We start from the raw sequence: 23534 nt of genomic DNA, 5'->3' as shown, positions 1-23534 counted from the left end.
TTCGTCAGTTTATACTACCACGCAGTTTTGCTGAAACAAAGCGCATTGCCTGCGGGGACAGTATCCTCAAAGTAACTATTAGACTTCAAAGTGCGTACTTCTCAACATGCGGGGCACTCTATAGAATGGAAATACATGAAAAAGAGGAGTGGATATAAAGTGGAATTACAGCTGGCATTAGACTTAGTAAATATCCCGGAAGCAATTGAACTTGTGAAAGAGGTCGAACCATATATAGATGTTGTAGAAATCGGCACTCCCGTTGTCATTAATGAAGGACTGAAAGCCGTGCAGGAAATGAAAACAGCCTTTCCTCACTTGAAAGTGCTTGCCGATCTTAAAATCATGGATGCAGGCGGTTACGAGATTATGAAAGCGGCAGAAGCGGGAGCCGACATCATCACCGTTTTAGGGGCGACAGACGACTCAACGATCAAAGGGGCGGTTGCCGAAGCAAAAAAACAGCAGAAAAAAATCCTCGTCGACATGATTAACGTAAAAAACCTTGAAACACGGGCAAAAGAAATTGACCAACTCGGTGTTGATTATATTTGTGTTCACACAGGTTATGATCTTCAAGCAGAAGGAAAAAATTCATTCGAGGAACTGACGGCGATTAAAAAAGCGGTCAAGAGCGCTAAAACCGCAATTGCCGGAGGCATTAAACTTGATACGCTTCCTGAAGCCATCAAACAAAACCCAGATTTAATCATTGTCGGCGGAGGCATTACGGGAGCTGACAATAAAGCGGATGCTGCTGCTAAAATGAAACAGCTGATCACACAAGGATCATGAAAACGACTGAATACTTACATGAAATACTAAATGAAATATCCCGCACCGCAGCATTAATAGCCGACAGTGAAGCTGACAAGCTTGCGGATCTGATTTTATCGGCAGATCAAATCTTCACGTCCGGAGCGGGCCGTTCCGGCTTTATGGCTAAAGCGTTCGCCATGAGGATGATGCACATCGGCCTGAACGCTTACATCGTCGGTGAGACGCTTACCCCTCCCCTCCAAGAAGGCGGTCTCGTCATCATCGGCTCAGGCTCAGGCGAAACAAAAAGTCTGCTTCATACGGCTGAAAAAGCCAAAAACCTTAACGGCATCATCACTGCATTAACGATTAACCCCGCTTCAAGTCTCGGCAAACTTGCGGATCTTACAATAACGATTCCCGGCTCTCCTAAGGAAGAGACCGGCGGAGACAGAAAGACGATTCAGCCGATGGGTTCTTTATTCGAACAAACTCTTCTGCTGTTCTACGATGCGGTTATTCTAAAAATCATGGAGAAAAAAGAATTGAATTCAGCAGACATGTTTACAAAGCATGCGAATCTGGAATGATTTGCTGACGGCCTTCTTATCAGATGGCCGTCTTTTTATCGTCCTGTTTCGCACGACACTCGCAGACGAAGATACCTCGCCGGTGAGCTTATCGCTATAATAAGTCAATTGACGATACACCCGCAACCATTCATTTCTGAATAGGGAAACGGCAAAAAACACTTTCTGATCGAATTTTTAATGAATAAAGTTGATTTGTGCGGATGGTTTTACAGATATTCAGCTGAATTGCGGCTGAGAAATATATTTTAACAGCTTTACAGCCGGCCGATTCTGCTTTATTCTTGGACCAGCTTAACAGCAATTTATAACTGGAGGTGATTGATACTCTTGAAAACATTAAAAGCACTGCTGCTTGTTCTTATCATCATTGCCGGAGCAGTCGCGGCCCTGATCAAGGGTGATCTTTTCTCCGATAACGAGCAGACCGTTCAGAAGAGTGATTACGACAAAGTAATCCTATTTCCGTCCGATCGATATCCGGAAACAGCAAAGCATATTAAGGACGCGATAAAAGAAGGGCATTCCAGCATATGCACCATTGACAGAGACGGAGTACATAAGCGGCGTGAGCAATCTCTTAAACATGTGCCTGTCAAAACGGGTTACGATAGGGATGAATGGCCGATGGCGGTTTGTAAACAGGGCGGAAATAACGCCTCCGTAGAATATATTTCTCCGGCAGACAACCGCGGAGCCGGCTCTTGGGTCGGACACCAGCTTACCAATGATCCCGACGGAACGAGAGTATTATTTAAAATTAAGTAAAAAACAGGAGGAACAGCGCATTGATTAAATCATGGAAACCGCAAGAACTGGCCATTTCTTATCATCAATTTACACTCTTTCAAAAAGATTCAGAACCGCCTGTTATCGATTGGACCGATGAAGCCATTGAAAAAGGATATGCGGAAGCTGACGGAGCTGTTTCATTTGAGGCAAGGAGAAATACGAGGGCATTTATCGTTCTCAGGCTTAACACAAGTGAACCGGTACCATCCTATGAGAAAAAAGCGACTGTTCCCTTTGAGGCTGTAAAAGATGGAATTGAGATTGAAAGCGTGATGTCAAAGCGGCTTTTCTTTCATATTCCGAAAGGCCGATACAGCCTTACCTGTTATTCAGTGCCTGCCGAAATATCCGATCTTCATGCGGATACGTATATTATTGATGCAGCCGCAATGTAAAAGAAAGCCCTGAGAGAATCATATTTCTCTCAGGGAACTTTTATAAACTTTTACCGTTTGTTTCAATTACATTCTGATACCAATAAAAACTTTTTTTCCTGATCCGTTTCAAATCTTTTTCATCTTCTTCATCTCGATTGATATAGACAAAACCGTAGCGTTTTTGATAGCCGTTCAGCCAGCTTAACAGATCCGTGAATGACCAGCTGCAGTAGCCGATGAGATGAACTCCATCACTAATGGCCTCTCTGCACTGTTCAAGATGGGAGCGTAAATAGTCAATTCTGTAGTCATCCTGAATTGAGCCGTCTTCTTCTATTTTATCGAATTCCCCCAGCCCGTTTTCTGTTATAAAAACCGGCAGCTCATAGCGGCTCGTTATACGCCGAAGGCCGATGCGCAGACCTATCGGGTCAATCGTCCAATCCCAATTACTCGTCACGAGGTTAGGATTCTTTTTCGTTTTAAACAGCCCCGGTATACCGGTATCCTGGTTTGTCCCTTTCTGACCAGTCGTGTTCATTTTCCCCTCCGATACACCATCAAGAGGATTTCTTTCGTACGTAATCGTCTGATAATAATTAACACCGATAAAATCCGGCTTGCCTTTCGCAAGCAATTCCATATCCCCGGCTTCAATGGCGGGCGCCCAGCCCTTTTCCTTTAAATAATTGAAAGGAATTTGCGGATAAGTCCCCCGGCAATACATATCAAGCCACCAATGGTTCATAAATTCCTCTGCGTTTTCAAATGCAGTTATGTCTTCAGGGTGACTTGTAAGCGGATAAGCCGGTGAATAAGCGAAGCTCGGGCCGATCAAACCGTCAGGAACATATTGTCTGAAGGATTCAATCGCTTTGGCATTAGCTAAAAATGCGATATGATTCGCTGCATAAAATCGTTTTCTGTCCTTTACGCCGGGCGGATGTGCAGCTGTTATAAACCCGTTATGAAAATTATAATTCTGCTCATTTAACGTGACCCAGTATTTCACCTTGCCGGCAAATCTTTTGTATAACGCAATGCAGTAATCATTGAAATCATCAATAATTTTTCTTGATTCAAAGCCGCCGTATTCATCCATCAGCGCCTGAGGCAAGTCCCAATGATAAAGAGTCAGCACCGGCTCAATATCGTTAGAAATCAATTCATCGATCAGGTCTTCGTAAAATGCGATCCCTGATTCGTTAATTTCCCCTCTGCCATTCGGAAAAATTCTCGGCCAGCTGACAGAAAATCGGTAAGCTTTCAAACCCATTTCTGCCATCAAGGCGATATCTTCTTTATAGCGCTCATAATGGCCGACTGCTGTATCGCCATTTGAGCCTTTAAACGTTTTACCCGGTATTTTCGTGAATAAGTCCCATACTGAAGGTCCTTTACCGTCTTTATTCCAGGCTCCTTCAACCTGATAGGCAGCCGAGGCTGACCCCCATAGAAATGTATCAGGGAACAGGCCCTGTTTTTTATGTATCATGTGTTTCATCCTCCTGATGCGTATGATATTGATATCATACGTTATGAAACGCGTTTCAGAGCAATCCCGATAAAAACAAAAAAGCATCCGGCTTGCCGGATGCTTAAGAATGATGATGCCGCTTTTCCAATTTATGAGGCGGAGGCTTCGGGACAAACCCATTTTGTTTCATCATGTTAAAGCGCCTGTCCATATGCTGTTTAATATGTTCTGCTTTTTCTTTCGGCAGGACCCCGTACTCAACATATTTGGATATGACATGTTTTCGTTTTTCGAGCACTTCTTTTTCAAGTGATTCAATTTCTTTTTTCTGCTGTTCCGTGAGTGACATTGTTGAAGGCATTTTTGTTCCGGCGGCGTGTGCCGGCATTGTGAAAACCATTGCTGTAATGAAAAACGCAGCTAAAGACAATGCAGCTTTTTTCATGACTCTTTCCTCCTTTAACGTTTGTTATATGTTGCTCCCCCATCCATTTTTTATGCAAAAAAAGAGCGAAATTATTCGCTCTTTTCAATCGATTCGTCCGGCAGCGCGTATGTGACATACGTTCCCGCTACAAAATCGTGGATTGACCGTCTGTCTTCTCTCATTCCGACCATGAATGCGCTCACGATCACACCGATTCCAAATGTCACGCCATATATCAGGCCGCCCACAAGCACTCTCAAAATCATAGTGAGAAAGCCTACCTGAGTTCCGTCTTTTTTGACGATGCGGATACCGCAGATCTTTTTGCCGATAACATAACCGTTCCAGTATACAGGGAGCAAAATACCATAAAGAGTCAAAATAATGCTGATCATTGCGCTCTCATTCGGATCTTTTCCTGTTGCCAGCATAAAAATAATCGCCAAAGGCACTGAAGTAATTAAATAGTCGAGTACCACGGCTCCCAATCTGATCCAAAATCCCGCCGGTCTGTAAATATTCATCGTGTTTCTCCTCGCTATGGCTTCAAAATCACTTTAATGTTGCCATCTTCTTTTTTGTCAAATATATCATATGCAGCAGGAGCTTCCGCAAGACTCATTTTGTGTGTAATGATATCCGTCGGATCAATTTCATTTTGTTCAATCATTTGATACAGCATCGGCATCAGATGAATAACGGGTGCCTGGCCCATTTTTAAAGAAACGTTGCGTGTAAAAAAATCGCCGAGCGGAAAGCCGTCCGCTTCAGAAATGTATGCGCCCGTGAGCTGCACGGTTCCGAACTTCTTAACGGCTTCTGATGCTGTAAGAATCGGACTGATCGTTCCGAACTGATTCGGTTTTTGCTCTGCTTTTTCTTTTGAAAGCGGCGTGCCGTCCATTCCGACACAATCAATCACTACATCCGCGCCCCCTGACGTTTGTTCATGCAGCAGTTTCCCGATCTCATCATGTTCTGAAAAATTGAAGGTCTCTGCTCCGTTTATGCGTCTCGCATGTTCAAGGCGGTGCGGGACTTGATCAACTGCGATAACCCGTTTAGCTCCTTTTTTCCACGCGAATTTTTGCGCCATTAAGCCGATCGGACCTGATCCCAGAATCACGACTGTATCTCCTTTTTTCACTCCGCTGTGCTGGACGCTCCAAAAGGCGGTCGGCATGACATCTGACAGAAGCAGCACCTGCTCATCTTCAAGCTCACTGTCTGCCGGAACCAGAAAAGAAGAGAAATCAGCATAAGGAACACGTAAATATTCAGCCTGCCCGCCGGGATAATTACCGTTAAACTCCGAAAAACCGAATAAGCCGCCGGCATCTGTATGAGGATTTGGATTAGATTCATCACACTGGCTTTCCATCTGGTGCTTGCAATAATGACATTCTCCGCAGCCTATATTAAAAGGAATCACGACCCGGTCGCCTTTTTTCAGCTTTTTGACTTGACTGCCCGTTTCTTCAACGATTCCCATCGGCTCATGCCCGACGATATAACCCGGATCGGCGGGTATTCCGTTTTTATATAAATGAAGGTCTGAACCGCATATCCCGGTTGCGGTGATTCGAACGATGACATCTCTCTCATCTTGAATGGCGGGTGCCGGGACTTCTTTCACTTCCATATGTTCTTTTCCTTGGTATGTCAGTGCTTTCACACTTGGTCAGCTCCTTTTTCATCACTCCTTCCCTTTTCACCTGCTTCTAAACTTGGCCGGTATGTTATTCGGCCCGCTGAATATCCCATTGAAAAGGATCTTCAAGCTGCGACCAATCGGAATCGAACTCAGACGGCGTGAGCAGGCACTGATCCAATTCCTTTGTAATGGCTGCTTCATCTAAATCTGTTCCGATAAACACCAGGTTCGTATGACGATCTCCGAATTGGTCGTCCCAATCTTCCAGAATCTCCGGTTCCTGCTGTTTGATCTGCTCCTGCTCAAGTTTCGGCATTGCCGCCACCCAATAAGAAACAGGCTCAATCGAAACCGCCGGACCCGCCTGAGACATCAGCAGCGCAAGGCTGTTGCGGGTTGCGCACCAAGCAATTCCTTTTGCGCGCACAATGTTGTCAGGGATTGATTGATGTAGCCAGCTGTCAAAACGAGCGGTATGAAACGGCAGACGCCGCGAGTACACAAACGAAGTGATGCCGTACTCTTCCGTTTCCGGAGTGTGCGCTTCATGACCTGCCGTCAGTTCCTTTATCCATCCTGCTGATGAACTCGCTTCCTCAAACTCAAATAAACCGGTATTCAATATGTATTCGGCGGGCACTTCTCCGCGGACGGACCGGATCAGTCTGGCACGGGGCTGTAATGCGCGAAGGACCGTTTCCAGCTGTTCAAGCTCTTTTTCGCCCACCATGTCGCATTTATTTAAAATGAGCACATCACAAAACTCGATTTGGTCAATTAATAAATCGGCAATCTCCCGTTCATCCTCTTCTCCCGCCGCTTCCTTCCGGTCAAGAAGGCTGTCACCGGACTGGAAATCATGCCAGAAGCGGTTTGCATCCACCACGGTCACCATTGTGTCCAGCCTGCAGAATGTTGTCAGATCAATACCCATTTCTTCATCTATATAAGAAAATGTCTGGGCAACGGGAATCGGTTCGCTGATCCCTGTTGATTCAATCACAATATAATCAAATCTGCCGTCTTTCGCGAGTTTCTCAACTTCGACTAATAGATCCTCACGCAGCGTGCAGCAGATACAGCCGTTGGATAATTCTACGAGTTTCTCATCCGTCCTTGACAAGCCGCCTCCCTGCTTCACCAATCCCGCGTCTATATTTACTTCGCTCATGTCATTGACGATGACGGCAATTTTTAAACCGTTGCGGTTTTGTAAAATATGATTCAAAACGGTCGTCTTTCCGGCACCAAGATAGCCGCTCAATACTGTAACCGGAGTTTTTTTCATATAAATAGCCTCCTGACAAAATAGAATGATTACGATTTATATCCCGCACCTGCCCCTTTTTCATCATGATGTACATTGTTACAAATCGTAACCGTTACTATTTATTCTGATATATTCTCCGTTTAAAATCAAGTGAAAAATAATCAATCATAAAAAAGACACGCTGTCATACGTGTCTTCCGCCCAAACTTAAACATCCGCAGGACTGTTTTCAGTGCCATAGCTTTTTCTCCAAAAATAGCCTGCGGCCAGAACAAGCACAAATGCGAGCAATGCGATACATGAAAAAGAGATAAAACCGATCGCATAAGTTCCCGTCATCTGCTTCAATGATCCTAAAATATTGGGAAGGAAAAAACCTCCTATGCCGCCGGCCGCTCCGACGATTCCCGTCACCATTCCGATTTCTTTTGCAAAGTGCTGAGGGACAAGCTGAAATACTGCTCCGTTGCCCATACCGAGCGCCATCATTCCGATAAACAACAGAACGATCACCGTTGAAAGCGGAGGCAGGCTGCTGACTCCCGCCATACACAGAGCCGCGATGACAAACAGTACAGCGAGAACTTTCGCACCTCCCGCACGGTCTGAAATCCAGCCTCCTGCAGGGCGAAAGAAACTGCCCGCTGCAACACATATTGTGACGAAATCACCGGCATGGATTTTTGACAATTGATATTGATCAACGAAAAAAATCGCCAAAAAACTTGATAATCCCACAAAACCTCCGAAAGTGACGCCGTACAAAAGACAGAAACACCATGTCTCCTTCTGCCTGAAAACGTGAAGATAGTTTTTAAGCGGCTGCGGTGCGGGCTGTGCAGGAGAGTCCTTCGCCATGACGATAAACAGTATAAAAACGATCATCAACGGAAGAAGCGCAATTCCCATTACACTGTGCCACCCAAACTGTTCTGCGAGGCGGGGACCGAACAATGTCGCAAACAAAGTGCCGCTGTTGCCGGCACCTGCTATCCCCATCGCAAGCCCCTGCAAGTGAGGCGGATACCACCGGCTCGCCATCGGAAGCGCGACAGCAAAACTTGCGCCCGCCACGCCCAGCAGAATGCCGATCGCATACAGCTCAGTCAAAGAACGGCCGCCGAATGCCCCCCAAAGCAGCGGGATCATTGTAATCAGCATCCCGATCACGGCTGTTTTCTTCGGACCGATCCTGTCCGTTAACACGCCTAAAATGATCCGAAACACAGATCCTGATAAGATCGGCAGAGCCACGACAAACCCTTTTTCAAAAGAAGATAACCCGAAATCCTGAGAAATATAAACGCCGAGCGCCCCCAGCATGACCCAAATCATAAAACTCACATCAAAATATAAGAAGGAACAGAGCAGAGTGAGCGGATGGCCGCTTGTTTTTAATTCCGACAGCTTCATAACATTCTCCTTTCTGGTCTTCTATCATTTCAAATTGCTGAATCAAGAATATATGACCGGCATTCACTGGAAAAGACATGTGTAAGATAATGCGACACATTTAATGCGTTAATCAGGCAATGTGCCATAATTTCTCATAGAGAAGCAAAACTTACAGGCAGCTGCAAAGGAGGTTTGGCGAATGAAGAAACAACGATTAATTGTTGCAGGGAACGGAATGGCCGGAATCCGCTGTATTGAACACATTTTAAAGATGAACCGTGACATGTTTGAGATTGTTATTTTCGGAACCGAACCTCATCCCAATTACAATCGCATTCTCTTATCCTCCGTTTTACAAGGTGAGGTTTCGCTTGATGACATTACGCTGAATAGCCGCGAATGGTACGAAAAAAACGGAATTACGCTTTACACGGGAGAAACGGTTGTACACATAGATACAGAACGGCAGGTTGTCACAACGGATCGGAAGCGCAGCATGACTTACGATCATTTCATCGCGGCAACTGGCTCCTCTCCTTATATTCTCCCCATACCCGGAGCAGAGAAAGAAGGCGTCTGCGGCTTTCGGACAATAGAAGACTGCCAATCCCTTATCAATGCGGCCGGCCGGCATCAAAAGGCGGCGGTCATCGGCGCCGGTTTATTAGGTCTTGAAGCGGCCGTCGGCTTACGGCAGCTCGGCATGGACGTCAGCGTCATTCACCACTCTTCCGCCATTATGCAAAAACAGCTTGATCAAACGGCATCCCATCTGCTGCAGAAAGAACTGGAGCGAAAAGGCTTAGTCTTTCTTTTAGAGAAAGACACGGCATCCATTACAGGAAACTCACGGGCGGAAGGCATCCGTTTCAAAGACGGTTCTTCCATAGAAGCAGACCTGATTGTCATGGCCGCCGGTGTGAGGCCCAATATCCGATTGGCTGCATCTGCCGGACTTTCAGTGAACCGAGGAATCATCGTCAATCAATTCATGCAGACGAACAAACCGAATGTGTATGCCGTCGGTGAATGCGCGGAGCATGACGGGATTGTACACGGATTGGCTGCACCGCTTTATGAACAGGGAAAAGTGCTCGCACAGCATCTATGCGGCGTTCCGTGTGAAGGGTTTCAAGGCTTTGCACAATCTGCGGCCTTAAAAATAGCCGGTATTGATGTATGGTCGGCAGGAAAGGTGCACGAGGATGAGCACACAGCCGGCATATTGTTCCATGATGAGCATGGAGGCATCTACAAAAAAGCGCTCTTTGAGGACGATAAACCGGCCGGCTTTATTTTATTCGGGGACACGCGCGGTAAACAGCGGCTTCTCGACAGTCTTGTGAAGCAAAGGGACATTTCCATCGTGAAAAAACAGCTCATGGAACCCGATCAAGGCGGTATATCCTTTGAATCCATGCCACCCCATGAAACCATTTGCCAATGCAGCTCAGTGACCAAGGGCTCCATTGAAGAAGCGGTGAACAAATATGGCTTAAAAACCGCGGAGGAAGTGAAGCACATGACAAAAGCGTCCGGGTCTTGCGGGGGATGCAGGCCGCTCGTCGAAGACTTGCTGAAGTATATGGTAAGCGATGATTACACAAAACCTTCCCGCCAGCCTTCGTTTTGCGGCTGCACCGATTTGACGGAAGAAGAAGTCATCGCCGAACTTCGGCGCCGTCCATTCACTGATACCGCCGAGGTGATGGAAGTGATCGGCTGGAAAACAGAAAACGGCTGCCGCATTTGTATTCCGGCGCTTCACTACTACCTGGAAAGGATGCGGCCTGATTTTATGCAGTTCAATGAAATATCGGCAGAAGAGACATGCACCCTGATTCCGCAAATGTACGGCGGACTGACAAGTGCGGGAGAGCTCAAAAACATCGCAAACGTCATTGAAACATACGGCATCCCCGGCGTTTCAATTACTGACAGTCACCGGCTGAAGCTTTCCGGAATCAGGCCAAATGACCTTGCAAGCATCAGAAAAGCACTGAACATGCCGGTTTTCTCCCCCCGGCACCGCTGGACGATTCAAATCAAAGCATGTACGTGCGGACAGCATCGCTCCTTTCAAGAGCTGGCAAGCAGGATTGAACGAGATACCGACACACTTGCCGTCCCCGCTTATGTATCCGTCAGCTTGTCATGTGAAAACAATTGCAGCGATGCTTACATTCAGGATATCGGCGTGCTTCAGACACAAACTTGCTGGGAAATTTATATCGGGGGCGTCCGCGGAAAACAAGCCCGCGCCGGCATCCTTTTTTGTGTGACGAATAACGAAGACAGTACCGCCGCTATGATGAAAGGCCTTATTCAATATTATCGCGAAACGGCTCACTACAACGAAGCGATTTATCAATGGGTTGACAGACTCGGCCTCGTCCATATCAGAGAAATGCTGTTTGAAGAAGATATGCGGACACAGCTTCTGAAAAATCTCCGTTCAGACATATCCCTGCTGCAAAACCTGTCTGCCGGGAAAACGCCATACGAAAGGATGAAGCTTTTTGACTGAACCGATGCTCCGTTATTTCCGTGACAAACTGCAAGATGTCCAATCGGAAAAAACATATGAGACGCAATGCCCGTTCTGCAGCATGCAATGCAAAATGCAGCTTACGGAACAAACCTTCGCGGCACGGAAGAAATACACTGCAATCGGCATTGATAATCCGACGACACATGGCCGTTTATGTACAAAAGGCATGAATGCCCATCAGCATGCCGTGCACTCTTCCCGCATTACACGCCCCCTGCTTAAAAAAAACGGTGAATTTGTGCCTGTCTCTTGGGCTGAAGCACTGAATCGCATAAAGGAACAAATCAATCTGATCCAAACCGAACACGGCAATGATGCGATGGCCGTCTATGGGAGCGCCTCAATTACAAATGAAGAAGCCTATCTGCTTGGAAAGTTCGCACGGGTCGGCTTACAGACGAAATACATCGATTACAACGGGCGGCTCTGTATGTCTGCCGCAGCAACGGCGGCCGGCCAGACATTCGGCGCGGACAGGGGCCTGACGAATCCATTATCGGACATTCCGCATACACGTGTCATCATCCTGGCAGGCACCAATATCGCGGAATGCCAGCCGACGATCATGCCGTATTTTGATAAAGCGAAAGAAAACGGGGCTTACATTATCGCCATTGATCCCCGGGAAACGGCGACGACCAAAATAGCCGATCTTCACCTGAAAATCAAGCCCGGCACAGACGCCGCCCTGGCAAACGGACTCGTCAAAATCTGCATTGACGAACAGCTTACAGACAAAGACTTTATCCGCACACGCACAAACGGATTCAATAAGCTCAAACGGCATACCGACGCTTTGGATCTGAAAGAGATTTCCGAGCAGACAAGTGTGCCTTTGGAGCATATGCGAAAGGCCGCCGTGAAGTTTGCCAAGGAAACATCCGGCATGCTGTTTACAGCGCGGGGGATCGAACAGCAGACTGACGGTACCGCGGCGGTGAAAGCTTTCTTAAATATGGTGCTGATCACCGGAAAAATCGGCAAGCCCTTCTCAGGTTACGGGGCGATTACCGGTCAAGGCAACGGACAAGGCGCGAGAGAACACGGCCAAAAAGCGGATCAGCTTCCGGGCTACCGTTCTATCGAAATTGAAGAACACCGGGCGCATATTGCGAAGGTGTGGGGGATTCATCAGGATGAGCTGCCGCGAAAAGGTGTCTCAGCCTATGAAATGATAGAAAAAATAGATAACGGCGACATCAAAGGACTGTTTCTCATGTGTTCCAATCCGGCTGTTTCCGGCCCAAATGCGAATTTCGTCAAGCAGGCAATCAAGAAACTGAGATTTTTTGTCGCAGTTGACTTATTTATTTCTGAGACCGCGGCATTCGCAGATGTGATTTTACCCGCCTCCTCTTATTTGGAAGACGAAGGCACGATGACAAATGCAGAAGGCCGCGTGACATTAAGAGAAGCGAGCCGGTCATGTCCCGGCGAAGCGAAGCATGATTGGCAGATCATTTGTGATCTCGCATCCGCTCTCGGCAAGGGCCGCTACTTTTCTTATACGTCAGCGGAGGATATTTTTAATGAATTGAGAGAAGCGAGCCGAGGCGGGATTGCCGATTATTCAGGCATCTCATACGACAGGCTCAGACGTGAAGGCGGCATTCATTGGCCGTGTCCGGAATCTGATCATCCCGGAACTGGGCGCTTGTTTACAGAATCATTTGCTCATCCGGATCAAAAAGCGGCATTAAGTGTGATTCCAAACGAACCACCTGTTCCAAAAGAGAAGCCGACAGCCGATTATCCGCTTTATTTAACGACGGGAAGGGTGATGTCTCACTACTTAACAGGCGTCCAAACAAGAAAAAGCGCCGCTCTTGCCGCGAGACATTTTGAATCGTTTATGGAAATCCACCCAAAAACGGCGGCCAACTATCATATCGAAGACCGTGTTCTCGTGAAGATAGAATCCCCCCGGGGCAGCATCACGGTCCGGAGCAGATGGTCGGAGAACGTACGAAAAGACACGTTGTTTGTCCCCATCCATTGGTCTGACACGCAAAACGTCAACGATTTAATTGGTGAAGCCTTGGACCCGGACTGTAAAATGCCCGGTTTTAAGATGTGCGCGGTACGAATCAGCCCTATATAATTTTTCATAAAATTTTTAGATTTTTTAGTATTTTTTGTTACATTTCATAACATGCATCTTAAATATTTGTTTTTGCTGTGCTACGCTAAAAAAAAACAAAGATAAGGAGCGGATCATCTGATGGGAAAAAAACAGCTAGTCCTTGTTGGAAATGGAATGGCCGGGGTAAGAGCGATTGAAGAAATACTGCGTGTTTCAAAAGACGAATTTGAGATTACAATATTCGGGGCCGAACCTCATCCCAACTATAACCGAATCCTTCTGTCAAAAGTGCTGCAAGGCGATACCGACATTCAAGACATTACGTTAAACGATTGGAACTGGTACAAAGAAAACAACATTCAGCTGTATACCGGTGAAACAGTCATCAAAGTCGACACGGAAAACAAAACCCTCATCACCGATGCAGACAGAATCCAGCCTTACGATGAACTCATCCTGGCGACAGGCTCTGTCCCTTTTATCCTTCCGATTCCGGGCGCAGACAAACAAGGCGTCACGGCATTCCGGGACATAAAAGATACAGACACGATGCTCGCCGCGTCAAAACAATATAAAAAAGCAGCCGTCATCGGCGGAGGACTGCTGGGTTTGGAAGCCGCACGCGGACTGCTGAATCTCGGAATGGACGTGTCTGTCATCCACCTCGCCCCATTCCTGATGGAGCGCCAGCTTGACGCAGCGGCGGGACGCCTGCTGCAAAACGAATTAGAAAAACAAGGCATGACCTTTTTCCTTGAAAAGCAAACCGAAGAAATTCTCGGTACTGACCGTGTCGAAGGGATACGCTTCAAAGACGGCACAAGCATCGAAGCTGATCTGGTCGTCATGGCGGTCGGCATCCGCCCGAATACACAGCTTGGCACAGAAAGCGGCATTCCGGTAAACCGCGGAATCATTGTCAACGACTATATGCAGACTGACATTCCGCACATTTACGCGGTCGGTGAATGTGCCGAGCACCGCGGAATCGCATACGGTCTTGTGGCGCCGCTCTATGAACAGGCAAAAGTGCTCGCAAAGCATATTTGCGGCATTGAAACAAAACCGTATGAAGGCTCCGTTCTCTCCACTCAATTAAAGGTATCAGGCGTCGAAGTCTTCTCTGCCGGTGACTTTAACGAATCAGAGGACAAAAAAGCGATTAAAGTGTTCGATGAGCAGGACGGCATTTATAAAAAAATCGTCCTGAGGGGCAATCAAATTGTCGGCGCTGTTTTGTTCGGAGACAGCAGCGAGGGCGGCCGCCTGTTTTCAATGATTCAAAAAGAAGCCGATATCTCTGAAACCTCCAAAATATCAATCTTACAGCCTCTTGATCAGGAAGCAGGCGCAAGCATGACCGCGGCGATGAGCGACGATGAAATCATCTGCGGATGCAACGGCGTTTCAAAAGGCGCGATTATTCAAGCCATTCAGGAAAAAGGTTGCACATCAACGGACGAAATCAAAGCATGCACCGGGGCATCCCGTTCCTGCGGAGGCTGTAAACCGCTCGTGGAAGACATTCTTCAATATACACTGGGCTCAGAATTTGACGCGTCCGCGCAAAAAGAAGCGATTTGCGGCTGCACCTCACTGTCGAGAGATGAAGTCGTAGAAGAAATCAGAGCCAAAGGGCTGTCCCATACAAGAGAAATCATGAACGTGCTCGGCTGGAAAACGCCGGAGGGCTGCTCCAAATGCCGTCCTGCCCTCAACTACTACTTAGGCATGATTAATCCGGCTACATACGAGGATGACAGAACATCCCGTTTTGTGAACGAACGGATGCACGCCAATATTCAAAAAGACGGAACATACTCAGTCGTTCCCCGGATGTACGGCGGCGTGACCAACTCTCAGGATCTCCGCAAGATCGCCGATGTCGTCGACAAATATGAGATCCCGCTCGTTAAAATGACCGGCGGCCAGCGAATTGATCTCATCGGCGTCAAAAAAGAAGACCTGCCGAAAGTATGGGCCGAGCTTGATATGCCGTCAGGCTACGCGTACGGAAAAACACTCCGCACGGTAAAAACGTGCGTAGGCGAACAATTCTGCCGCTTCGGCACGCAAGACTCCATGGCACTGGGCATTGCGCTTGAGAAAACATTCGAAGGGCTCAATACGCCTCATAAGGTTAAAATGGCCGTGTCCGCCTGCCCTCGGAACTGTGCGGAATCAGGCATTAAGGACCTTGGCGTTGTCGGCATCGACGGAGGCTGGGAGCTTTATGTCGGCGGAAACGGCGGAACCCATTTGCGCGCCGGTGATTTGCTGATGAAAGTAAAAACGAATGAAGAAGTCTTAGAATATGCGGGTGCTTACCTTCAGTACTACAGAGAAACGGCAAACTATCTGGAGCGGACATCCGCATGGCTTGAGCGCGTCGGTTTATCTCATGTCCAATCCGTATTAAACGATCCGGAAAAACGGCAGGAGCTCAACGACAGAATGAATGAAACACTCTCTGTCCACAAAGATCCGTGGCAATACTTCCTTAAAGATAAAAAAGCATCTAAAGATCTATTCGAAAATGTCGTCACGACTTCATAAAACAGTAAGGGGGAACGGACATGGTTAATAAAGATATGACAAAGGTTTGCATAGGCAAAGTAAACGAATTACCGGAGGAGTTAGGAAAAACCGTATATATAGAAGATAAAGAGCTTGCCGTATTTAAGCTTTCTGACGGGAGCGTCCGCGCCGTCGAAAACCGCTGTCCCCATAAAGGGGGCGTCCTGGCTGAAGGCATCGTCAGCGGAGAATACGTCTTCTGCCCGATGCATGACTGGAAAATCTCCTTAGAAGACGGAAAAGTCCAAGAGCCGGATCATGGCTGTGTCAAAACATACGAAACACTGATTGAAGGAGAGAATGTATACCTCCTGTATTGAGCAAAGACCGGATCACTTTTTCAAGTGGTCCTTCATTTTTTAAATTGCTGAAGGGATGACGCCATCATGAAAAACGGAATCGTATATTTTGTCGGTGCCGGCCCAGGAGACCCGGGGCTGATCACCGTAAAAGGAAAACAGGCTCTGGAGAAAGCGGATATTATTTTGTATGACCGGCTCGCAAACCCAAAGTTTCTTGAATATGCCTCACCGGACTGCCGGTTCATTTATTGCGGAAAGCTGCCCGACCGCCATTTTATGAAACAGTCTGAGATAAATGCCCTGCTGATTGAAAAAGCGGCGGAGGGCTGCACCGTCGTCCGCTTGAAAGGCGGAGACCCAAGTGTGTTCGGCAGAGTCGGCGAAGAAGCAGAGGCGCTTCATCAGCACGGCATCCGCTACGAAATGGTGCCCGGCATCACCTCGGGAATCGCAGCGCCGCTGTATGCGGGAGTCCCCGTCACCCATCGTGATTTCGCTTCGTCCTTCGCGATGATCACCGCTCATGATACATCATTGCAAGGCAGGCCGAATCTCGACTGGGAAGGGCTTGCCCGAAGCGTTCAAACGCTTGTGTTTTACATGGGCGTTAAAAATCTGTCATTTATATGCCGGCAGCTTACGGAGTACGGAAAATCCCCTTCCGTTCCCGTACTCGTCATTCAATGGGGGACGTGGGGGCGGCAGCGGAGCGTTAAAGGAACGCTTCAGGATATCCATGAAAAAGTTCAAAGCCAAAACATCACCAACCCTGCCATTATCGTCATCGGTGATATTGTCAATTTTCAAACACACAGCTGGTTTGAAAGCAAACCGTTCATCGGGCGGCATATCATGGTTGTCACTCATGGCGATGAAGAACATACATTGACAGACAAGCTGCGCGAGTATGGCGCCGATGTTATTGAATGGCCGAAGCGGATCGTTAAAAAAATGCCCGCAAACGAAAACATCCTGAAACAGATCAGCGCCTTTGAACAACTATTTTTCACATCGCGCCTTGCGGTATGCGAATTCTTTGACACACTGGCTTTCAAGCAGATCGACATCCGCCGGGTGACCGCAAGCCTGAATGCAGCAACTGAGGCCGCAAAGACGGAACTGACAAAACGGGGCTTTCTCCTATCCGAATGTCAAATTGATTCTCCGCATTCGCTCATTGTAGGAAGCCGTCAAGCAGCAGAAAACTTGTCAGACTCAAAATCATGCCCGCTTTATATCACCCATGAACATATCGCAGATGAGCGGTTCACTTCCATGATCGAACGCACGATCAGTGAGTCTCCTCTGCAAATGATTATCTGTACGGGCAAAGAATCCGCTCAGCATTTGATCAGCGCCGGAAAACAAATCGGCATATCACCGGATCCGTCGGCAAACCGCCCTCCCGTCATCTGCATGGGCGAAGACGTCCCCGCCGGCTGCGGGTTTACCGCTGTGAAAAACCAGGAGCAGTTATTTGCGTTTATACGAAATGAAATGAAAGACATGCTCGTTCACAGCTGATACGCCGGAATGCTTTTCTGACCCCCCAGACTCAACATCGGGGGTCAGCCCTTTTTTATTGTGTCACCAATTTTTTATGATGAGTCGAATACATCGCCATCTGATCCGCCTGCGGGTCCAAATAGGCTTTGGCGCTGTTCACGGCGGTCGGCCCCTCCGTGAAACCGCCTGCAATCAATCTGAGCTTGCTTTCATAATGGGCGGCGTCACCGGCGACAAACACGCCCGAAAGATTCGTCCGCATATGTCTATCAGCTTTAATCCTGCCTTCTTCTATCTCAAGCCCCCAGTCCTTCATCGGACCGAGATCAATTTTAAACCCGTGGTTGATAATGAGCTCATCAAGCTTGATGACTTCAGAAAGTCCGGACTCAGTTTGGCAAACGGTGACGCTCTCGATCAGTTCTCCGGTGCCGTTGAGATGCTTCAGACGATACGGCGCAAGCACCCGCACGGAAGACCGCTTCATTTTCGCCACGCTGCTTTCCAAACCGCCGAACTCCTCCCTGCGGTGCAAGACGGTAACAGACGCCGCAATCGGTTCCAGCTCATTCGCCCAGTCAACCGCGGTATCTCCTCCTCCGGAAATCACGACATGCTTCCCCTGAAACGCATCCAGCTTCTCCACCTTATAATGAAGGTTCTTTCCCGAATAACGGCTCGCATCCGCGCTGTCAAGTTCATTGACCTCAAGCGTCCCCATGCCGACGGCCAAAATCACCGTGCGTGTATAGTGCTTTTCCCCTTCGGAACTTTCCAGCACAATGGTTCCGTCCTCCAGCCGTTCAAATCCGGTCACCCGCTGATTCAACACGATATCCGGCTCAAATGTCGCCGCCTGCTCCTTCAGCTGCTTAATCAGCTGTTCTCCGGCAATCCCGGGTATTCCGCCGATATCACGGATGATTTTTTCAGGGAAAAACATAGACACTTTCCCTCCGAGCCGCGGCAAAAACTCGATCACTTTCGTTTTCAGCTCGCGCATCCCGCAATAAAAAGCCGCAAACAGGCCGATCGGGCCTCCGCCTATAATCGTGACGTCGTACACCTCATGATTTTCCGCCATCGTTGTGCCTCCCGTTTATATCTATACTTCATAAATTTTTAATTGAGAATCAATATCAATGAAAGTATAACACATATTGAGGATCAGTGTTTATTCATTTCTCATCTTGCGGGAAAGGAGTGATTCAGAAGTGAGGTTCTGAGATTGATAAGCGGGAAGGTATTAAAACTGAAACCAGTACGGCGACTGGTTTCTTTTTTATCTCTTTTTCATCAGCATGATATCGAGATACAGCTGGCACCTTGTCCTGAAGTCGTTTAAATTAATTGATGTCATGTCAAGAATCTGTTTGATACGGTAGTTCAATGTGTTTTGATGAATAAAAAGCTGTTCTGCGGCTGGTTTTGTTTTGCAGTTATTGAGGAGATAGATTTCTAACGTTTTCAGCAGTTCTGTACTGCTTTCTCTGTCTTTGGCTTTTAATAACGCTAAATCATTGTTTACATATTCCAGTGAGGCGTTTTTTTCTTCGATGCTTTCAAGATAGCGGTAAATCCCGAGCTTACTGTATTCGTACGGGATATTTTCCTGGTTTCCGGTAATTTCGGCGGCCTTTATGACTTCAAGGGCCTCTATATAACTTTTGCCGAGCTTCAGGATGCTGCTGTATTCATTGCCGATTCCGATATAGATGGGAGTGGGGATCTTCTGAAAGTGAAAATGAGTCAGCAGTTTGTGGATGAATTCAGATGCTGCCGAAGTGCCGGAGCTTTTTTGCGAGAAGCTTGCGACGACGATGACAATATTGGAATCAATGGTTAAGACGTGACTGACTTTATCCCGCAAATTCAAGTACGATTTGATATTTTCCTTCACATCTTCGACTGCCTCCCCATCCCCATTTGCGGCGTGCAGGACGACTACCGAAAAAACCGACGGCAGCACGGCGTTCATCTTTTCCGCTTCCCGCCTGAACTCCTTTTCAGAGGAGAATTGCTGAAAGATCGCCCGTTTCACCAGGTCTTCCGCTCTCTCTTCTTTTTCCTGTTTCAGCCGGTTCGTTTTATAGATGATTTTTCCGACATGGAATGAAGTTTCATATAAAAAATCGAGCTCCTCGTCCGTCAAGTTTCGGTCAAGCTCCTGAATCCAGATGTAGCCCATCACTTCCCCTTTATGTTTTGCGCTTACAACCACTCTCTGATTCAGTCCGATACTGTCTATTTTTTCGACACGGAACGGTTCAGGAACGGTTTTCAGCTTTTCGATCACCCCGTCTTTCAGAAACCTTTCAAAAATCTGCACGGGGCATTTTTTTGAAAATATCGTCTGCTGGTTGGCGGAGTCGAAGTGATTAATGTAATAAGAATTATAGGCAAGCAAAAAGAAATCCGCGCTTTCCAGAATAACGGGCTTCTGCAATTCATAACTGATGAAATCAATTAATTTATCAATGTCCGTAAATGAAAAAACTCTCTCTAAAAGCTCTTCCATACCTATTTCTCCTATGCTCTTTTTATCTTTATCATACTCTGCGGGGTGACTTTTTGTATAGAAAAAAATTCACATATTCCCAAAACGGCACGATCCGAAAGCCTGTATCGTGAAAAGAGGAAAAAGGGCGGTCCCTTCTTCCTCTCGTTCCTTGCTTTTATTGAGAAAGTGTATCACGGTACTCATGAAACTGATCTGTGACATCTTTTGACGGAGCCTGTGTCAATAAGCTGACGACAAATACAGCGGCAAGGCTTACAGCAAAGCCCGGAATGATTTCGTACAAAAAGTCTGAAAGACCGGCATTCGCCCAAATGATTACGGTAATCGCTCCCGCAATCATGCCGGCGAGTGCCCCCCATTTCGTCATCCGTTTCCAAAATAAACTGAGCAGTACGACCGGCCCGAATGAAGCGCCGAATCCCGCCCATGCATAGCTGACAAGACCAAGTATCGTGTTGTTTTTCTCCCAAGCGAGCACCAAAGCGATGATTGACACCGCAAGCACTGCCATTCTCCCCAGAAATACGAGTTCCTTATCAGAAGCCGAACGCCTGAACATGGACTTATACAAATCCTCTACTAAAGAACTGGACGTAACGAGCAGCTGAGACGAAATCGTACTCATAATGGCCGCTAAAATCGCAGAAATGAGAAATCCCGTAATAATCGGGTGGAACAGAATGTTGCCGAGCTGAATAAAAATGGTTTCCGGATCAGCCAGCTTCAGTCCGTGCTGATGGTAATACGCGATTCCCGCAAGACCCGTAAACAGCGCGCCTAGTGCAGACAAAATCATCCATCCCATTCCGATCCGTCTGGCGCGTTTGATTTCTTTCACAGATGTGATCGCCATAAAGCGCACAATAATATGCGGCTGCCCGAAATAGCCGAGCCCCCACGCAAATAAAGAAATAATGCCGAGGACGGTCGTCCCTTTGAACATGTTAAACAGTTCCGGGTTGACGGAACGGATATCGGCAACGGTTTCCCCCGGTCCGCCCGTATGAAAAATCGTCACAATCGGCACGAGAATAAGCGCCGCAAACATAATGATCCCTTGGACAAAGTCCGTCCAGCTTACCGCCAAAAAGCCCCCGAACAAGGTGTAGGCGACAACGACGCCTGTCACGACCCACAGTCCCGTGTGGTAATTCAACCCTAAAATGCTGTTGAATAAGACGCCTCCGGATACCATGCCGGATGATACGTAAAATGTGAAAAAGACGAGAATGACAAGACCCGAAAACAGTCTGAGAAGCTTCGTATGATCACCGAAACGGTTTTCAAGGAAACCCGGAATGGTGATGGAATTCCCCGCTTTTTCGGTATACGTTCTCAGTCTCGGCGCCACGAAAAGCCAGTTCGCCCACGCCCCGAGCACAAGCCCGAGCACAATCCAAGCGCCGCTTAATCCTGTCGAGAACATAGCGCCCGGAAGCCCCATCAAGAGCCATCCGCTCATATCCGCCGCTCCCGCGCTGAGCGCTGTGACGGCAGGGCCTAAAGAACGCCCCCCGAGCATGTAATCCGTCAGATTTGACGTCCGTCTGTAGGCGAAATAACCGATAAACAGCATGCCCGCCATATAAATACAAATGGAAATAATCAACTGAATGTTTGCTATGGCATTTCCTCCTCCGCTTTATATGTTTATGGTGAAATGGACACCCCCCGCGAGGAGGATGCCCATTCAGTCCCTCTTAAAACGTTTCACTGATTGTTTTCGCCTGCATGTGGAGGGCCAAATAATCCGGGCCGCCCGCTTTTGAATCAGTGCCGGACATTTTGAAGCCTCCGAACGGATGGTAGCCGACAATCGCTCCCGTACAATTGCGGTTGAAGTACAGGTTGCCGACATGGAATTCCTGTTTCGCCCGTTCAATATGTTTGCGGTTGTTTGTAATGACCGCGCCTGTCAGACCATATTCAGTATTATTTGCCACTTCTAAAGCTTCATCAAAGTTTGACACTTTAGAAAATGCCACGACAGGCCCGAAAATTTCTTCCTGCATGAGTCTGGCTTTCGGATCAAGGTCAGCGAAGATCGTCGGCTTAATAAAGTAGCCTTTTGAATCATCTCCGGTGCCGCCGCTTACTAAACGGCCTTCTTCTTTTCCGATTTCAATGTAGCTCATGATCTTGTCGTAAGAACCTTGGTCGATGACAGGTCCCATATACACGTCAGCGCTGTCAGGGCTTGCCGTCACTTTTGATTCAGTGATTTCGATGACGCGCTCTAATACTTGATCATACACTTTTTCATGGACAACTGCACGTGAACCTGCAGAACATTTTTGTCCCGCGAAGCCGAATGCTGATGTAAAGATGGATTGAGCCGCCAATTCAATGTCCGCATCTTCGTCAACGACAACCGTATCTTTACCGCCCATTTCTGCAATGACGCGTTTCAAATGCTGCTGTCCCGGCTGCACTTTCGCCGCGCGTTCGAAAATTCTCGTACCGACTTCACGTGATCCCGTAAACGTAATGATGCTTGTTTTCGGGTGATCGACGAGGTAGTCTCCCACTTCCGCTCCGCTTCCCGGCACAAAGTTGACAACGCCCTTCGGAAGACCTGATTCCTCAAGCACTTCTACGAATTTCGCCGCGATGACCGGTGTCGCGCTTGCCGGTTTAAGAACGACCGTGTTGCCCGTTACGATCGGTGCCACCGTCGTTCCCGCCATAATCGCAAAGAGGAAGTTCCATGGCGGAATGACGACCGTTACGCCGGTCGGTGTGTAGACATATTGGTTTTTCTCGCCTTCGCGGCTGTTGACCGGCTTGCCTTTTGCCAATTCAACCATTTGGCGCGCGTAGTATTCCATAAAGTCGATGGCTTCCGCCGTATCCGCATCAGCTTCGTTCCAAGGTTTTCCCGCTTCCTTGACGAGCAGGGCGGAGAATTCGTGCTTTCTGCGGCGGACTTTGGCAGCTGCGCGGAACAAAACGGCCGCTCTTTCTTCAGGGGAGGTGTATCTCCACTCTTCGAACGCTTTCGCAGCTGCTTCAATCGCTTGCTCAGCGTGCTCCTGGGACGCCTTTGACACTTTTCCGACGACTTCTTCTTTATCAGCCGGATTGATTGAAACGATTTTCGCTTCCGTCTCTACCTTTTCACCGTTGATGACAAGCGGATAATCTTTTCCCAGATACTCATTTACCGTCGCAAGCGCTTTCTTAAATTCTTCAACGTTCGATTGATCTTGGAAATTTGTGAATGGTTCGTGTTTATAAGGTGTAGTCATTGTCA

General features: G+C 47.7%; 19 protein-coding genes. 9 read left to right on the top strand and 10 right to left on the bottom strand.

Features of this window, described 5'->3' with window-relative positions:
- The first annotated feature begins 159 nt into the window (after window positions 1-159).
- The 4 genes from hxlA (at window position 160) to K3G25_RS15450 (ending at window position 2536) form a co-directional block, all read left to right on the top strand.
- The gene (gene hxlA, locus K3G25_RS15465) at window positions 160-795 is read left to right on the top strand and encodes a 3-hexulose-6-phosphate synthase (RefSeq protein WP_015239130.1); all 636 of its coding nucleotides are present in this window, start codon (window positions 160-162) and stop codon (window positions 793-795) included.
- Complete coding sequence (gene hxlB / locus K3G25_RS15460; RefSeq protein ID WP_014416874.1) at window positions 792-1349, top strand: 6-phospho-3-hexuloisomerase; 558 nt, start codon at window positions 792-794, stop codon at window positions 1347-1349. Before hxlA ends, hxlB begins: the two co-directional genes overlap by 4 nt.
- Before the next feature lie 330 nt (window positions 1350-1679).
- Window positions 1680-2117, top strand: a complete 438-nt coding sequence (locus K3G25_RS15455) for a NucA/NucB deoxyribonuclease domain-containing protein (RefSeq protein WP_003156588.1) — start codon at window positions 1680-1682, stop codon at window positions 2115-2117.
- A gap of 20 nt (window positions 2118-2137) precedes the next feature.
- The gene (locus K3G25_RS15450; protein ID WP_100261594.1) at window positions 2138-2536 is read left to right on the top strand and encodes a competence protein ComJ; all 399 of its coding nucleotides are present in this window, start codon (window positions 2138-2140) and stop codon (window positions 2534-2536) included.
- A gap of 40 nt (window positions 2537-2576) precedes the next feature.
- Here K3G25_RS15450 and K3G25_RS15445 read toward each other — a convergent pair whose 3' ends face one another.
- The 6 genes from K3G25_RS15445 to K3G25_RS15420 all read right to left on the bottom strand — a co-directional run bounded on the left by K3G25_RS15445 (window position 2577) and on the right by K3G25_RS15420 (window position 8759).
- Window positions 2577-4013: a glycoside hydrolase family 1 protein gene (locus K3G25_RS15445; protein WP_014416872.1), complete on the bottom strand. Its 1437-nt coding sequence runs from the start codon at window positions 4011-4013 to the stop codon at window positions 2577-2579.
- 103 nt (window positions 4014-4116) lie between these two features.
- A complete protein-coding gene (locus tag K3G25_RS15440; protein WP_263612330.1) occupies window positions 4117-4395 on the bottom strand; it encodes a YckD family protein in 279 nt (92 codons plus the stop codon).
- Window positions 4396-4511: 116 nt separating this feature from the next.
- The gene (locus K3G25_RS15435; protein ID WP_014416871.1) at window positions 4512-4946 is read right to left on the bottom strand and encodes an RDD family protein; all 435 of its coding nucleotides are present in this window, start codon (window positions 4944-4946) and stop codon (window positions 4512-4514) included.
- A 14-nt stretch (window positions 4947-4960) separates the two neighbouring features.
- Window positions 4961-6097 (bottom strand): zinc-dependent alcohol dehydrogenase, encoded by a 1137-nt coding sequence (locus K3G25_RS15430; protein ID WP_052827030.1) that lies wholly within the window; start codon window positions 6095-6097, stop codon window positions 4961-4963.
- Between the two features lie 64 nt (window positions 6098-6161).
- The gene (locus tag K3G25_RS15425) at window positions 6162-7364 is read right to left on the bottom strand and encodes a GTP-binding protein (RefSeq protein ID WP_232489386.1); all 1203 of its coding nucleotides are present in this window, start codon (window positions 7362-7364) and stop codon (window positions 6162-6164) included.
- Window positions 7365-7553: 189 nt separating this feature from the next.
- Entirely contained in the window at window positions 7554-8759 is a 1206-nt protein-coding gene (locus tag K3G25_RS15420) for an MFS transporter (RefSeq protein ID WP_014416869.1), read from the bottom strand.
- A 181-nt stretch (window positions 8760-8940) separates the two neighbouring features.
- Between K3G25_RS15420 and nirB the strand changes: the two genes are divergently transcribed.
- The 5 genes from nirB (at window position 8941) to cobA (ending at window position 17778) form a co-directional block, all read left to right on the top strand.
- Window positions 8941-11268 carry a nitrite reductase large subunit NirB gene (gene nirB / locus K3G25_RS15415; RefSeq protein WP_017419378.1) on the top strand — a complete coding sequence of 776 codons (2328 nt, stop codon included), beginning with the start codon at window positions 8941-8943 and terminating at the stop codon, window positions 11266-11268.
- A complete protein-coding gene (locus K3G25_RS15410; RefSeq protein WP_022552564.1) occupies window positions 11261-13393 on the top strand; it encodes an assimilatory nitrate reductase catalytic subunit NasC in 2133 nt (710 codons plus the stop codon). Before nirB ends, K3G25_RS15410 begins: the two co-directional genes overlap by 8 nt.
- A 120-nt stretch (window positions 13394-13513) precedes the next feature.
- On the top strand, window positions 13514-15931 hold the full coding sequence (gene nasD / locus K3G25_RS15405; RefSeq protein WP_232489385.1) for an NADPH-nitrite reductase: 2418 nt from the start codon (window positions 13514-13516) through the stop codon (window positions 15929-15931).
- A gap of 20 nt (window positions 15932-15951) precedes the next feature.
- Entirely contained in the window at window positions 15952-16272 is a 321-nt protein-coding gene (gene nirD, locus K3G25_RS15400) for a nitrite reductase small subunit NirD (protein WP_007409365.1), read from the top strand.
- 66 nt (window positions 16273-16338) lie between these two features.
- Window positions 16339-17778, top strand: coding sequence for a uroporphyrinogen-III C-methyltransferase (gene cobA, locus K3G25_RS15395; protein WP_191389441.1), 1440 nt, complete (start codon window positions 16339-16341; stop codon window positions 17776-17778).
- 55 nt (window positions 17779-17833) lie between these two features.
- On the opposite strand, the gene K3G25_RS15390 is transcribed toward cobA, so the two are convergent.
- From K3G25_RS15390 to pruA, 4 genes are all read right to left on the bottom strand, one after another.
- Complete coding sequence (locus tag K3G25_RS15390; protein ID WP_232489384.1) at window positions 17834-18844, bottom strand: NAD(P)/FAD-dependent oxidoreductase; 1011 nt, start codon at window positions 18842-18844, stop codon at window positions 17834-17836.
- Between the two features lie 198 nt (window positions 18845-19042).
- On the bottom strand, window positions 19043-20278 hold the full coding sequence (locus K3G25_RS15385) for a proline utilization transcriptional regulator PutR (RefSeq protein ID WP_021494194.1): 1236 nt from the start codon (window positions 20276-20278) through the stop codon (window positions 19043-19045).
- Between the two features lie 157 nt (window positions 20279-20435).
- Complete coding sequence (putP, locus tag K3G25_RS15380) at window positions 20436-21890, bottom strand: sodium/proline symporter PutP (protein WP_023356697.1); 1455 nt, start codon at window positions 21888-21890, stop codon at window positions 20436-20438.
- 91 nt (window positions 21891-21981) lie between these two features.
- On the bottom strand, window positions 21982-23529 hold the full coding sequence (gene pruA, locus K3G25_RS15375; RefSeq protein WP_021494193.1) for an L-glutamate gamma-semialdehyde dehydrogenase: 1548 nt from the start codon (window positions 23527-23529) through the stop codon (window positions 21982-21984).
- Window positions 23530-23534 lie beyond the last annotated feature (5 nt).

The organism is Bacillus sp. FCW2 (assembly GCF_021228595.1).
GTDB lineage: Bacteria > Bacillota > Bacilli > Bacillales > Bacillaceae > Bacillus > Bacillus velezensis.
Note: the sequence above shows the minus strand (reverse complement) of the source record. Positions and strands in the feature narration are given on the sequence as shown.

Bases quoted from the DNA above. Each gene is read 5' to 3' on its own strand.
- cobA (WP_191389441.1), top strand. From the start codon at position 16,339: ATGAAAAACGGAATCGTATATTTTGTCGGTGCCGGCCCAGGAGACCCG.
- pruA (WP_021494193.1), bottom strand. From the start codon at position 23,529: ATGACTACACCTTATAAACACGAACCATTCACAAATTTCCAAGATCAA.
- nirB (WP_017419378.1), top strand. From the start codon at position 8,941: ATGAAGAAACAACGATTAATTGTTGCAGGGAACGGAATGGCCGGAATC.
- K3G25_RS15435 (WP_014416871.1), bottom strand. From the start codon at position 4,946: ATGAATATTTACAGACCGGCGGGATTTTGGATCAGATTGGGAGCCGTG.
- K3G25_RS15390 (WP_232489384.1), bottom strand. From the start codon at position 18,844: ATGGCGGAAAATCATGAGGTGTACGACGTCACGATTATAGGCGGAGGC.
- K3G25_RS15425 (WP_232489386.1), bottom strand. From the start codon at position 7,364: ATGAAAAAAACTCCGGTTACAGTATTGAGCGGCTATCTTGGTGCCGGA.
- K3G25_RS15385 (WP_021494194.1), bottom strand. From the start codon at position 20,278: ATGGAAGAGCTTTTAGAGAGAGTTTTTTCATTTACGGACATTGATAAA.
- nasD (WP_232489385.1), top strand. From the start codon at position 13,514: ATGGGAAAAAAACAGCTAGTCCTTGTTGGAAATGGAATGGCCGGGGTA.
- hxlB (WP_014416874.1), top strand. From the start codon at position 792: ATGAAAACGACTGAATACTTACATGAAATACTAAATGAAATATCCCGC.
- K3G25_RS15445 (WP_014416872.1), bottom strand. From the start codon at position 4,013: ATGATACATAAAAAACAGGGCCTGTTCCCTGATACATTTCTATGGGGG.
- K3G25_RS15420 (WP_014416869.1), bottom strand. From the start codon at position 8,759: ATGAAGCTGTCGGAATTAAAAACAAGCGGCCATCCGCTCACTCTGCTC.
- K3G25_RS15440 (WP_263612330.1), bottom strand. From the start codon at position 4,395: ATGGTTTTCACAATGCCGGCACACGCCGCCGGAACAAAAATGCCTTCA.
- nirD (WP_007409365.1), top strand. From the start codon at position 15,952: ATGGTTAATAAAGATATGACAAAGGTTTGCATAGGCAAAGTAAACGAA.